The 12353-nt window shown below is 65.2% G+C and carries 12 protein-coding genes; 7 read left to right on the forward strand and 5 right to left on the reverse strand.

Going from position 1 to position 12353, the window contains the following annotated elements:
• Window positions 1-38: 38 nt before the first annotated feature.
• Window positions 39-1598, reverse strand: a complete 1560-nt coding sequence (metG, locus tag HYG77_RS23750) for a methionine--tRNA ligase (RefSeq protein WP_159925044.1) — start codon at window positions 1596-1598, stop codon at window positions 39-41.
• 123 nt (window positions 1599-1721) lie between these two features.
• Between metG and HYG77_RS23755 the strand changes: the two genes are divergently transcribed.
• Entirely contained in the window at window positions 1722-2564 is an 843-nt protein-coding gene (locus HYG77_RS23755; RefSeq protein ID WP_109332514.1) for a TatD family hydrolase, read from the forward strand.
• A gap of 135 nt (window positions 2565-2699) precedes the next feature.
• Window positions 2700-3140 (forward strand): DoxX family protein, encoded by a 441-nt coding sequence (locus HYG77_RS23760; RefSeq protein ID WP_109335287.1) that lies wholly within the window; start codon window positions 2700-2702, stop codon window positions 3138-3140.
• Window positions 3141-3191: 51 nt separating this feature from the next.
• Here the strand turns inward: HYG77_RS23760 and HYG77_RS23765 are convergent, their stop codons facing one another.
• Together HYG77_RS23765 and HYG77_RS23770 are read right to left on the reverse strand one after the other, a co-directional pair.
• Window positions 3192-3956 carry an amino acid ABC transporter ATP-binding protein gene (locus tag HYG77_RS23765; RefSeq protein WP_109332513.1) on the reverse strand — a complete coding sequence of 255 codons (765 nt, stop codon included), beginning with the start codon at window positions 3954-3956 and terminating at the stop codon, window positions 3192-3194.
• Complete coding sequence (locus HYG77_RS23770) at window positions 3953-5398, reverse strand: amino acid ABC transporter substrate-binding protein/permease (RefSeq protein ID WP_208960817.1); 1446 nt, start codon at window positions 5396-5398, stop codon at window positions 3953-3955. Before HYG77_RS23770 ends, HYG77_RS23765 begins: the two co-directional genes overlap by 4 nt.
• Window positions 5399-5684: 286 nt before the next feature.
• Here HYG77_RS23770 and HYG77_RS23775 point away from each other — a divergent pair, with 286 nt between their 5' ends.
• The 4 genes from HYG77_RS23775 to HYG77_RS23790 all read left to right on the forward strand — a co-directional run bounded on the left by HYG77_RS23775 (window position 5685) and on the right by HYG77_RS23790 (window position 9393).
• Window positions 5685-6800: a resuscitation-promoting factor gene (locus HYG77_RS23775; RefSeq protein ID WP_109332506.1), complete on the forward strand. Its 1116-nt coding sequence runs from the start codon at window positions 5685-5687 to the stop codon at window positions 6798-6800.
• 27 nt (window positions 6801-6827) lie between these two features.
• The gene (locus tag HYG77_RS23780) at window positions 6828-7955 is read left to right on the forward strand and encodes a resuscitation-promoting factor (protein WP_208960818.1); all 1128 of its coding nucleotides are present in this window, start codon (window positions 6828-6830) and stop codon (window positions 7953-7955) included.
• Between the two features lie 10 nt (window positions 7956-7965).
• Window positions 7966-8871: a 16S rRNA (adenine(1518)-N(6)/adenine(1519)-N(6))-dimethyltransferase RsmA gene (gene rsmA, locus HYG77_RS23785; RefSeq protein WP_208960819.1), complete on the forward strand. Its 906-nt coding sequence runs from the start codon at window positions 7966-7968 to the stop codon at window positions 8869-8871.
• 318 nt (window positions 8872-9189) lie between these two features.
• Entirely contained in the window at window positions 9190-9393 is a 204-nt protein-coding gene (locus HYG77_RS23790; protein WP_109332503.1) for a cold-shock protein, read from the forward strand.
• Between the two features lie 87 nt (window positions 9394-9480).
• Here HYG77_RS23790 and HYG77_RS39810 read toward each other — a convergent pair whose 3' ends face one another.
• A complete protein-coding gene (locus tag HYG77_RS39810) occupies window positions 9481-9708 on the reverse strand; it encodes a hypothetical protein (RefSeq protein ID WP_244373081.1) in 228 nt (75 codons plus the stop codon).
• 304 nt (window positions 9709-10012) lie between these two features.
• Complete coding sequence (locus HYG77_RS23800) at window positions 10013-10981, reverse strand: YafY family protein (protein ID WP_208960820.1); 969 nt, start codon at window positions 10979-10981, stop codon at window positions 10013-10015.
• A gap of 173 nt (window positions 10982-11154) precedes the next feature.
• Here HYG77_RS23800 and HYG77_RS23805 point away from each other — a divergent pair, with 173 nt between their 5' ends.
• Window positions 11155-12048 carry a YdcF family protein gene (locus HYG77_RS23805; RefSeq protein ID WP_208960821.1) on the forward strand — a complete coding sequence of 298 codons (894 nt, stop codon included), beginning with the start codon at window positions 11155-11157 and terminating at the stop codon, window positions 12046-12048.
• Window positions 12049-12353: the final 305 nt, after the last annotated feature.

The following is a 12353-nucleotide window of genomic DNA, read 5'->3' on the forward strand; positions in this document are numbered from 1 at the left end:
GTGTGCATGCAGGGTCCGACAACTCGGCCCTGCACGGCTCACTCGTCCACGTAACGAGGGAAAACGCCCGACGGTGCGGGCAGTGGCGTGCCCGCAACGATGCGGGTGGCGAGGTCGGTGAACTGGCGGGCCTCCGCTTTCTGGCCCAGGAGGTCCAAAATCTTCTCCGCCGCATTCGGCATCACCGGTTGCACCAGAATTCCGACGATGCGGACCACCTCGAGCGTCACGTACAGCACGGTGGCCATCCGCTCGGGGTCGGTCTTGCGCAGGACCCACGGTTCCTGCTTCGAGAAGTACCGGTTGGTCTCACCGAGAACCGACCAGATCGCCTCCAGTGCGAGATGCAACGCCTGGACGTCGTATTCGGCACGGCACTTGGCCAGCAGGGCGTCCGCCGAGGCGAGCATCGCGGAATCCTCGTCGGTCAGCTCACCCGGCACCGGAACCTGGGCGTCACAGTTCTTCGCCACCATCGACAGCGAGCGCTGCGCCAGGTTGCCCAGCTCGTTGGCCAGGTCGGCGTTGATGCGCGTGACGATGGCCTCGTGGCTGTAGCTGCCGTCCTGTCCGTACGAGATCTCCCGCAGTAGGAAGAAGCGGACGGCGTCGAGTCCGTACTGCTCGACCATGGCGACCGGGTCGACGACGTTGCCGACCGACTTCGACATCTTCTCGCCCTTGTTGTAGAGGAACCCGTGCACGAAGACCCGCTTCGGCAACTCGATTCCCGCCGACATGAGGAATGCCGGCCAGTACACGGTGTGGAACCGGGTGATGTCCTTGCCGATGATGTGGAGATTCGCGGGCCAGAACTTGCCGAACTGCTCCGACTCCGTGTCGGGATAGCCCGCACCGGTGAGGTAGTTGGTGAGGGCGTCCACCCACACGTACATGACGTGCTCGGGGTGGCCGGGAACCGGGACACCCCAGTCGAAGGTGGTGCGTGAGATCGACAGGTCCTTCAGGCCGCCCTTGACGAAGCTGACGATCTCGTTGCGACGTGTCGCCGGCGCGATGAAGTCCGGGTTCTCCTCGTACAACCGCAGCAGCTTGTCCTGGTACTCGGACAGCTTGAAGAAGTAGGTCGACTCCTCCGTCCATTCGACCGGCGTCCCGGTCTCGGTGGACAACCGCGAGCCGTCCTCCTGAAGTGTCGTCTCGGCCTCGGTGTAGAAGGCCTCGTCGCGCACCGAGTACCAGCCCGAGTAGGTGTCGAGGTAGATGTCACCTCGCTCGAGCATCTTCTGCCAGATCGCCTTGCTGGCTTCTTCGTGATCGGTGTCCGTGGTCCGGATGAACCGGTCGTACGAGATGTTCAAGGTCTTGTCGAGAGCCTCGAACACGTCGGAGTTCCTGGCGGCGAGCTCACGGACGTCGATACCTTCCTTGATCGCCGTCTGCTGCATCTTCAGGCCGTGCTCGTCGGTTCCGGTCAGGAAGAAGACGTCGAACCCGTCGAGGCGCTTGAACCGTGCCAGCGCGTCCGAGGAGATGTACTCGTACGCGTGACCGATGTGCGGGACGCCGTTGGGGTACGCGATCGCCGTCGTCAGATAGAAAGGTGGCCGCGAAGCGGTGGAGTCAGCAGCATTCATGGTGCGACCACTCTATCTGCGCCCCGCGGTTCCGCGACGCGCAGATTGGTGTAAACGCCGCTTCGACCGGCCGCGAGACCGGGGTGTTGGCGTTCACGCGGTGTCGCCGTCGACAATGTGCGCATGAGCAAAGACCGTCCCGCACCCGAAGCGCCCCAGCCACTGTTTCCGCTCGTCGACGCTCACACTCATCTCGACGCGTGCGGAGCCTCGGACGCGGCGAGTGTCCGGAAGATCGTGGACCGGGCCGCCGCTGTCGGTGTGGAGCGAGTGGTCACCGTGGCCGACGACCTCGATGCCGCACGGTTCGCCGTCGATGCGGCCAACTGGGATGCGCGGGTGTATGCGGCCGTCGCCATTCATCCGACGAGGGCAAACGTCCTCGACGATGGCACGAAGGCCGAGATCGAGCGATTGGCCGGCGATCCGCGGGTGGTGGCGGTCGGGGAGACGGGCTTCGACTTCTACTGGCCCGGGAAGCTCGACGGCTGCGCCACCGTGCCGGAGCAGGAAGAAGGTTTCCGATGGCACATCGACCTGGCGAAACGGCTCGGAAAAACGCTGATGATCCACAACAGGGACGCAGATCAGGCGCTGCTGGACGTGCTGCGCGAGGAGGGGGCGCCCGATACGGTGGTCTTCCATTGCTTCTCGTCGGATGCGGCCATGGCGCGGAAGTGCATCGACGCGGGATACGTACTCAGTTTCTCGGGCACCGTCAGCTTCAAGAACGCGAAGGCGTTGCGAGAGGCGGCTCCCCTCGTACCCGCCGACCAGCTCATCGTGGAGACGGACGCCCCGTTCCTCACACCGCACCCGTTCCGGGGCGCGCCCAACGAGCCGTATTGCCTGCCCTACACGGTGCGTGCTTTGGCAGAGGTTCGCGGTGAGGAACCGGAAGCGCTGGCACGGGCGTCGACGGTCACCGCGGAGCGGGTCTACGGCCTCCGGCCCGTGAGTGGTTGACGAGTCCCTGGACTCGTTAACCACTCACAGGGCCGAAGGCCCTATGTTGAAGTTTCAACTAGGACATTCTAGGCTGATGGCCGTCACGTAACGGTCGTCCCGATCCGCGGGGACGCCTCGATGAAAGGCACGGTCATGAACAACCCCGCAGTTCGCAATCTCGGAATTCTCATCGCCCGGGTGGGCATCGGAATCATCTTCCTCGCTCACGGCTGGCAGAAGGCCTTCACCAACGGGCTGGACAAGCAGACGGCCGGATTCGAGAGCATGGGTGTCCCACTCCCCGGTATCTCGGCGTTCGTGGTCACCTGGCTCGAGATCATCGGCGGTCTCGCACTGATCGTCGGCGCGGCGGTGCCGATCTTCGGCATCCTGCTGTTCCTCGACATGGTGGGCGCGTTCTTCATCGCGCACATCGACAAGGGCATTTTCGCCAGTGAGGGCGGATACGAACTGGTCCTCGCCCTCGGCGTCAGCTCTCTGCTTCTTGCAGTAATCGGGTCCGGCGCGTACGGCGTCGACGGACTCCTCGGTGCCAAGCTGCCCTGGGCGGCGAAGGACACCGCGCGCGTCTGACCTCGCTGAAAGTGGCAGAGGACGCCTCGGGCGTCCTCTGCCACTTTCGTGTCAGAGGACCTTGTTCAAGAAGTCCTGGGTACGGGCCTCACGGGGACTCCCGAAGATCTGCTCGGGTGTGCCCTCCTCCACCACGTAACCGTCCGCCATGAAGATCACCCGATCCGCGACCTCCCGGGCGAAGCCCATCTCGTGCGTCACCACCACCATGGTCATGCCACCCTTCGCCAGGTCGCGCAGCACCTGCAGCACCTCCCCGACCATCTCCGGGTCGAGGGCGCTGGTGGCCTCGTCGAACAGCATGATGTCCGGGTTCATGGCGAGAGCGCGCGCAATCGCGACCCGCTGTTTCTGCCCGCCGGACAGGCTCGCGGGCTTGGCGTCCGCCTTCTCGGCGAGCCCGACCTGATCGAGCAGGCGGACCGCCGTTGCCCGTGCTTCCTCCTTGGTGGCCCGCTTTGTCTGGACGGGTCCCAGCATCACGTTCTCGATTGCCGTCATGTGCGGAAACAGATTGAAGTGCTGGAACACCATGCCGATGTGCTGACGCACCCGGTCGATGTCGATCTTCTTGTCGCTCACGTCGAAGTTGTCGACGACGACGCTGCCGCCGGTGATGTCCTCGAGCCGATTGAGGCAGCGCAGGAAGGTGCTCTTGCCGGAGCCGGACGGGCCGATCACGCAGACCACTTCGCCGCTCTGGATCTCGACGTCGATGCCTTTGAGTACCTCGTTGTCACCGAACGACTTCTTCAGACCGCGCACGCGAATCTTCGGCTCAGTGGTGGCCGTCGGGGTCGGGTTCGATTCGGTCATCGATTGATCCTCTTCTCGAGGCGGTTCGACAGCTTGGTCAACGCCATGATGATGATGAAGTACATGACGCCGATGATCAGCCACATGTTGAAGGACTGGTAGTTGCGGGCGATGATGATGCGCCCGGTCTGCGTGAGCTCGGCCAGCCCGATCACGGACAGGATCGACGTATCTTTCAGGGTGATCACGAACTGATTGATGTACGACGGGATCATGGTGCGCACGGCCTGCGGCATCACCACCTTCTGCATCGACTTCAGATAACTGATTCCGAGGCTTCGCGACGCTTCCATCTGGCCCTTGTCGACGGACAGGATGCCGCCGCGCACGATCTCGGCCATGTACGCGCCTGCGTTGAGGCTCAGCGTGATGATGCCGGCGGTGAACGCCGACATCTGGAAGTCGAGTGCCGCCGGGATGCCGAAGTAGATGAAGAAGGCCTGCACCAGCAACGGCGTTCCGCGGAAGACGTCGACGTAGGTGGTGCCGATTCCGCGCAGCACGATGTTGGTCGATACCCGGAACAGGCCGAAGATTGCGCCCAGCACGAGAGCGATCGCGATCGAGACCACGGTGAGGACGATCGTGAGCCACAGTCCCTCGAGCAACAGCGGGTAGGTGCTCTTGATCAATCCGAGAATGGAATTGTCGTCTGTGCTCGCGTCGGTGTCGAGGTACCGGGCGAGGATCTCGTCATACTGGCCGCTGGCCTTCAGGTTGGCGAGCCCGGCGTTGAACTGCTGCAGCAACTGCGCGTTCTGGCCCTTGGCCACGGCGAAGCCGTAACTTGCGCCCGGAACCTTGTCGGTGACGGTCTTGAAACCATTGCCCTGCTTGATGCCGTAGGCCAGTACGGGGTAGTCCTCGAACACGGCGGCCGAGTTACCGGTGCGCACCTCGTCGAACATGCTCGACGAGTCGGCGAAGTACTTGGTGGTGAAGCCGTACTGATTCTTGATGGACTCCGCGTAGGTGGCACCCTCGGTGCCGTTCTTGACTGCGACCGACTTGCCGCGCAGATCCTCGTACGAGGCGATCGAGTCGTCGTCCTCGAGCACGCCCATCTGGACGCCCGACTCGAAGTACGGGTCGGAGAAGTCGAATGTGGCCTTGCGGGCGTCGGTGATCGACATCCCGGCGATCATTCCGTTGGCCTGCCCGCCCGTGACCGCCTGTAGTGCGGCGTCGAATCCGACCGCGTTGACGGTGTAGTCGAATCCCTGGTCTTCGGCGATGGCCGCGAGCAGATCCATGTCGATGCCGACGAGCTTGCCGGACTCGTCCTGGAACTCGAACGGCGCGAACGTGATATCGGTGGCGATGATGTAGTTGTTGCCCGGGGCGGGCTGTTGCGCGCCGTTCGGATCGGGCTGTTGCGCGCTCGCGAGGCCTGGCGCGACGAGTGTGACGAGCAGCGTCAGCGCGGCGATCACCGCGGGCACTCTCGGACGTCTGGCGTGTCTCAGAAGTCGATCGGATCTGCTGTGCACGGAACCCCAGCTTTCTATGACAGGTGCCCGGTCGCTTCCGGGCTCTTGGTGCAGACGCAAGATACTGCGTCACCGCGGGTGGCCCGAATTCGACGCGTTTTCGCGTCCCAGTCGAAAACCATGTCCGATCTCAATCTTTTTGTGATCTAGGTAGCAGGTGCTGGCTGCAAAGTTGCCATAGCAAAGCCGATTCGTTACCGTACCGTGATCAAACTTTCGCCAGCCTTTGGGACTTGATGTGTCAGTACTCGCCAGACTTAACAACGCCAAATCGCCCTTTCTCTACGTGGTGGTCGCCGCACTGCTTGCGACCCTCGTCGTCGGTGGCGCCCTGGCCGTAGCCCGGCACAAGACCGTCACGATCGACGTCGACGGCGAGAGCATGTCGCTCGGCACCATGGCTACCGATGTGAGCGGGGCCCTCGACGACGCCGGGTACACCCTCAACGAGCGTGACGCTGTCGCGCCCGCTGCCGGCGCCTCGATCTCCGAAGGTGACACCGTCGTGTTGCGGCGCGCCCGTGAGGTCACGCTCACCGTCGACGGAGAGCCGAAGAAGGTGTGGACCACGGCGCTCACCGTCGACGACGCTCTGAAGCAGTTCGAACTGGCCGACGACGTGCACGTCTCGGCGTCGCGTTCGCAGCGCCTTCCGCTCGAAGGTGCCGAGCTGGACGTCGTCGAGCCCAAGCTCGTCAAGGTTGCCGACGGCGGGGCGCCGATCGCCGAGGTCCGCCTCGCCGCCCCCACCGTGGGCGATTTGCTGGCGGCCAAGGGTGCCCCGCTCGAGCAGGCCGACACCGTCGTACCTCCCGCCGACAGCCCCGTCGTCGACGGCGCCGAGATCCGCGTCACCCGCGACCGCACCGAGACCCGCACCGAGACCCTGCCGATCGCGCCCCCCGAGAACCGCGTGGACGATCCCGCGCTCGACAAGGGCAAGACCGTCGTCGAGAACCCGGGCGTTCCCGGTGAGCGCACCGTGACGGCCGCAGTGAAGACCGTCAACGGGGTCGAGGCAGGCCGCCAGGAACTGAAGTCGGAGATCCTGCGCGAACCGGCGCCCGCCGTCGTCCGTGTCGGCGTGAAGGAGATCGCCATCTCCAACGCGTCGACCTGGGACTCCATTGCGCACTGCGAGGCCACCGGCAACTGGGCCATCAACACCGGGAACGGCTTCTACGGCGGACTCCAGTTCACGCAGAGCACCTGGGAAGCGTTCGGTGGCACCGCCTACGCCCCTCGCGCAGACCTCGCGTCGCGCGAGCAGCAGATCTCCGTCGCCGAGAAGGTTCAGGCGACGCAGGGCTGGGGTGCATGGCCCGCCTGCACCAGCAAGCTCGGACTCCGCTGACCCGCTCGGCTCGAGTAAAGGAACACGATGTCGCCCTTCGCCAAGATCAACTCGGCCCGCTCGCCGCTGCTGTACACCGTGGTCGCGCTGCTTCTCGCCACACTGATCGCGGGCGGAGTGATGGCCGTGGTCCGGCACAAGACCGTCACACTCGACGTGGACGGTGAGAAGGTCTCGCTGAGCACCATGAGTACCAGTGTCGACGCCGCGCTGTCCGACGCCGGGTACTCGCTCGACGAGCGCGACGTGGTGGCACCGGAACGGGACGCATCCCTGTCCGACGGTGACACGGTGGTTCTGCGCCGCGCACGCGAGGTGTCCCTGACCGTGGACGGTCAGCCCAAGACCGTGTGGACCACGGCGCTCACCGTCGAGGACGCGTTGAAGCAGTTGGAACTCGCCGAGGACGTGCACGTATCCGCGTCGCGTTCGCAGCGCCTGCCCCTCGACGGCGCCGCGCTGGAGGTGCTCAACCCGATGGTGGTCAGGCTGACCGACGGCGCTTCGCCGGTGACGGATGTGCGGCTGGCGGCACCGACGGTCGGGGACTTCCTCACCGCGCACGGTGCGCCTCTCGAACAGGCCGACACGGTCGTGCCCCCCGCGGACACGCCGCTGGCGGAGGGTATGGGCGTCACGGTCACCCGCGACCGAGTCGAGACGAAGGTCGAAACCCTGCCGTTGGCGCCGCCGGAGCAGCGGATCGACGACCCCACGATGAACATGAGCCGCACCGTCGTGGAGAACCCTGGCATGCCGGGTGTGCAGGACGTCACCTTTGCGGTCAACACGGTCAACGGCAGGGAAGTGGGCCGCAACCAGGTGGCGGCCACGGTCACCACGCCCGCGCAGCCCAAGGTGATCAGAGTCGGCGCGAAACCGGGCACGGAGGTGCCTCCCGTCGAGAACGGCGCCGTCTGGGATGCGCTCGCGCAGTGTGAAGCCACCGGGAACTGGGCCATCAACACGGGCAACGGCTTTTTCGGCGGCGTTCAGTTCGACCAGAACACCTGGGAGCGTCAGGGCGGTCTCAGGTACGCGCCGCGGGCCGATCTCGCCACCCGCGAGGAGCAGATCGCCATCGCGTCCCGAACGCAGCAGACCCAGGGCTGGGGAGCATGGCCGACGTGTTCGGGCAGGCTCGGAGTCCGTTAAAGTTCCCCTGGTGTCCGACGCCGAATCACCCCATGTCGAACGAGGCCAGTCTCCCCGAGGGCAGGCTGCTCTGCTCGGCCCCGCCGAAGTGCGTTCGCTAGCCGAGGAATTCGGTGTGCGCCCCACGAAGCAGCTGGGGCAGAACTTCGTTCACGACGCCAACACCGTTCGTCGTATCGTGGCCACCGCCGGCGTGGGGAGCAGCGACATCGTTCTCGAGGTCGGGCCCGGTCTAGGGTCGCTCACCCTGGCGCTACTCGACGTGGTGGACAAGGTGATTGCGGTCGAGATCGATCCCAACCTCGCCGCCCGGCTGCCGGTCACGGTCGCCGCCCGCGCTCCGGGGCTCGCGGACCGGTTGACCGTGGTCGGGGCCGATGCGATGCGCGTCCAGCCGTCCGAGATCCCCGGTGAACCCACCGCGCTCGTCGCCAACCTGCCGTACAACGTGGCCGTGCCGGTGCTGCTGCACCTGTTTGCGGAATTGCCCAGTCTGCGAACGGCTCTGGTGATGGTGCAGGCCGAGGTGGCGGACCGCCTGGCGGCACAGCCCGGCAGCAAGACCTACGGAGTGCCGAGCGTGAAGGCCAACTTCTTCGGTTCGGTCCGCCGTGCGGGGTCCGTGGGCAAAGCGGTCTTCTGGCCTGTTCCCAAGGTGGAGTCGGGATTGGTGCGGATCGATCGTTACGCAGAACCTCCGTGGCCGATCGACGACGAGCACCGGCGACGAGTGTTTGCCGTGATCGACGCGGCATTTGCGCAGCGCCGCAAGACTTTACGAGCGGCGCTCAGTGGCTGGGCCGGATCGCCGGCGGAAGCGGAGCGCAGGCTCGTCGAGGCAGGAATCGAGCCGTCCACGCGCGGGGAGAGGCTCGACGCTGCGGCATTCGTGCGTCTTGCTGCCACCCGTCCGTAGCCGCGGTTCCCCCATCCTGCGGAGGATGCCGGCAGCGAAGTGAGTGGATCGGGCCGAGGCGAGCGCCGGCACGAGGTGTCGAATCCCATCAGGTGGGCGCCGATCGACCCAGATTCCGGGGTTGGGGGAGACAAGCGGGCGCGGATGTGGTTCACTATTGGAGGTCGTAAGTTTTGTGTTTGTGTTTCCCACGCTCGCAAATCGATGGTTGCGAGCGTTTGGACGTCCTCCACAGGAATTGTCATAAGCGGTCGTGTCAGATGACCCTGGTAACCGAGCCGGTTACCTGAAGAAGAAACTGTGTTAGAGGAGATTTACATGGCAGAGGGCATCGTGAAGTGGTTCAACTCCGAGAAGGGGTTCGGCTTCATCGCCCCCGAGGATGGCAGCGCTGACGTGTTCGTCCATTACTCGGAGATCCAGAGCGGCGGCTTCCGCACGCTCGAGGAGAACCAGCGTGTTTCGTTCGAGATCGGCCAGGGCAACAAGGGCCCGCAGGCCACCGGCGTCACCCTGGTCTGAGAACGGCTATGACTTCCCGGTTCGCCGGGACATGACGTTCGAGCAAGGCCCCACTCCGCAGGAGTGGGGCCTTGCCTCGTTTTCATCTCACACCGAACGTAGATGCGCAGCCTGATACGCGAGATTGATTGCGCACACCAGCCAGAGCTGAAGCGCAGAATTTGGGCCGAAGAGACCGACGACGGCGCAGATACCGAGGGTCACGGCGACGAGGAAGGTTGCGGTGCCCAGTCCGCGTCGGCGTGCCGGCCGGAAGATCAGCACGCCGGTGACGAGAAGTGCCCACACCGTCGAGGCGAGAATCGCCGCGCACATACCATGCCGACGAGTACCGTGCCGGCCAGGTCCACGGATCGTTTCCGTTGTCGAGTGTGCAGAGGAACGCCAGCGAGAACACCATGGTGACGACGGTTGCGGCGCCGAGCGCCACATGGGCCCCCACAAGCACTTTCGCGCTGTTTTCGGGCCATGACGGCGCGCGAGCGCGCCCCTCCTCGACAATCGTGTGCTGCATCCCCGACAACCCCGACCTTTCGTCTCGTCAATGCTCGGACGCCGAACAACGACCGTGTCGCTCCGTCGTTATCCCGGACACGGTGACCACCGCACGGCGTCTTGGTCAGGCGTTACCGTAGCGGTCGGCGAAGAGGCGATGGCGCTCGCCCACCCGTCGGCACTCTTCCCGCAGCTCAGGGGGATCGAGGACGGTGAAATCGGTACCGAAAGCGCTGAGCCACTGAGCGATCGACGCCAGGGAGTCGCCGCCGAGCGCCACCGCGCAGCGGCCGTCCGGCAGTTCCTCGAGAGTGCCCCAGTCTTCGTGCACCATGGGTGCGATCTCACCGATCGGAGCGTGCAACAGCACTCGCGCGCGTACCCGGGTGACGGCGCGGGTGATTCCGCGGGCGACGAAATCGGCGGCGCCGCCCGGTGGGAGCTCACGCGGCGTGAAGCGGGGTCCTGTCGGAATCTTCGGCGTCATCCGATCCACCCGGAACGAACGCCAGTCGGCGCGCGTGAGATCCCATGCCACCAGATACCAGCGGACCCCGGACCGAACGAGTCGATAGGGCTCCACCTCGCGGCGACTCGCGGTGCCGTCGTGGGTGCTGTAGTCGAAGCGGAGCCGCTCGTGGTTGTGGCACACAGATGCGACGCTGGAAAGCACCTGGGCGTCGACGGCGCTCCGTGCGGGTTCTCGGTGCACCACGTCGACCTGCAACGTCTCGAGGCGGTGCCGAAGCCGCGACGGCATCACCTGCCGGAGCTTGGCGAGAGCGCGCATCGACGCCTCGCCGATGCCCACCACCGAACCGGTGGAGCCGGATTGGAGTCCCAGTGCCACCGCCAGAACCTCCTCGTCGTCGAGTAGCAGAGGCGGCATCTCGGCACCGGCACCGAGCTGATATCCGCCGCCGACGCCGACGGTCGCGTCGACCGGATAACCGAGATCGCGAAGCTTGTCGACGTCCCGGCGAACGGTGCGCGGTGTGATCCCGAGTCGATCGGCCAGTTCGGCTCCCGACCACTCCTTGCGGGTCTGCAGGAGTGAGAGCATCCGGAGGAGTCGCGCCGAAGTTTCTCGCATGACGACAAGAATGCCACCGATTGCGGACGGGTCCTGTCCTGATTGGCGAAGGAAACCGCCGGGTACGAAACCGCGCAGTGCGACCGGTCGGGCCACTACACTGGCCGCCGACGCTCCACGGACCATCGCACGAGTCTTGTAGTGAAAATCCGACGGAAAGGTCCTCGTTGAGAATGCACACGCGTGTCCGGCCGTATCCGGCCAGAGCGGTGTTGGCCGCTCTCCTGTCCACCCTCTTCACGTTCGTCCTCCTCGTCTCACCCACTGCGATCGCCTCGGCCTCGGCGGCGGATCTCTTCAACAGTGCCCAGGGAAAATTCGCTGACGGGGACACCCGAGGTGCGCTCGCCGACATCGGCGGAGCCGTCGCCCAGGACCCGGGCGACCCGAATGCGGTGGCTTTGCAAGCGATCTATGCCGATGCCGCCTCCGACCTGATCACCCGCGAGGCCGCGCTCGCACGACTGGGGGCGATGGACGCAGGCATGCGGGCCGGCGTGCACGGCCTGCTCGACGCAGTCAGGACTGCGTCGTTCACGCCACCGAACCCGCTTCCGGCAATCCAAGGCCCGTCCACCGCCATCATCGTTCTCGGTTACGGACTGCTGCCCGACGGCAGCATGCGCCCGGAGTTGATCAACCGGCTACAGGCCACAGTGATCCAGTCGTTCGTGTCGCCGTTCTCGCCCATCATCGTCACCGGCGGTAACCCAAATAACGGCATCACCGAGGCAGCCGCCATGCAGGGGTGGCTGCAAGCCAACGGTGTTGCACACCAGCGGATCCACGCAGAGCACCGTGCCGGATCGACGGTAGCCAACGCACTGAACTCGGTTCCGCTGGCGCGCTCGCTCGGTGCGGGTGGCGCGATCATCGTGACGTCGGCCAACCACATCCGTAGGGCAACGGTCGATTTCAACGTTGCCGGGCTTCCGGTGGTCGGCGCGATGAGCGCCGTTACCAGTGCGGGACAGCTGATCGCCGAAGTCGCGCCCTTGACCAAGGATCAGCAACTCGGCATGTACCGCGATGCGATCCGGGTGTTCGGCATCCCCGCCGGTTACTAAACGGCGCCTCTCTGTGTCAAGACGAACCGGTGGCCCCGGTTGTAGGGTGGAATTTGGTGGGTCCGGGAAGTGACTGGTCCGAAGTGCCGTGTGCGGGGTGTCAGCCGGCCGCGCAGGACGATAGAGCCGCCCCCGAGTGTCCTCTCGGGCCTGCCGCCAGCTCTGTCCACCCTGCCGCGATCTTCGAGAGGCTTCCATTCCTCTGCGCTGCATGGTGGCATGGGCGGGCAGCCTCCTCCTACTTTCACGCTGGCAGGTTCACCACCCCCGCGTTGGCTCTCTCACGAGCAACTGTGAAGTTGGCG

The organism is Rhodococcus sp. ZPP, assembly GCF_017656075.1.
Taxonomy (GTDB): Bacteria; Actinomycetota; Actinomycetes; order Mycobacteriales; family Mycobacteriaceae; genus Rhodococcus_F; species Rhodococcus_F oxybenzonivorans.

What these genes read in the sequence shown, in the direction of transcription:
- metG (WP_159925044.1), bottom strand. Translation starts at nt 1,598, where the DNA reads ATGAATGCTGCTGACTCCACCGCTTCGCGGCCACCTTTCTATCTGACG.
- HYG77_RS23755 (WP_109332514.1), top strand. Translation starts at nt 1,722, where the DNA reads ATGAGCAAAGACCGTCCCGCACCCGAAGCGCCCCAGCCACTGTTTCCG.
- HYG77_RS23760 (WP_109335287.1), top strand. Translation starts at nt 2,700, where the DNA reads ATGAACAACCCCGCAGTTCGCAATCTCGGAATTCTCATCGCCCGGGTG.
- HYG77_RS23765 (WP_109332513.1), bottom strand. Translation starts at nt 3,956, where the DNA reads ATGACCGAATCGAACCCGACCCCGACGGCCACCACTGAGCCGAAGATT.
- HYG77_RS23780 (WP_208960818.1), top strand. Translation starts at nt 6,828, where the DNA reads ATGTCGCCCTTCGCCAAGATCAACTCGGCCCGCTCGCCGCTGCTGTAC.
- HYG77_RS23790 (WP_109332503.1), top strand. Translation starts at nt 9,190, where the DNA reads ATGGCAGAGGGCATCGTGAAGTGGTTCAACTCCGAGAAGGGGTTCGGC.
- HYG77_RS39810 (WP_244373081.1), bottom strand. Translation starts at nt 9,708, where the DNA reads ATGTGCGCGGCGATTCTCGCCTCGACGGTGTGGGCACTTCTCGTCACC.
- HYG77_RS23800 (WP_208960820.1), bottom strand. Translation starts at nt 10,981, where the DNA reads ATGCGAGAAACTTCGGCGCGACTCCTCCGGATGCTCTCACTCCTGCAG.
- HYG77_RS23805 (WP_208960821.1), top strand. Translation starts at nt 11,155, where the DNA reads ATGCACACGCGTGTCCGGCCGTATCCGGCCAGAGCGGTGTTGGCCGCT.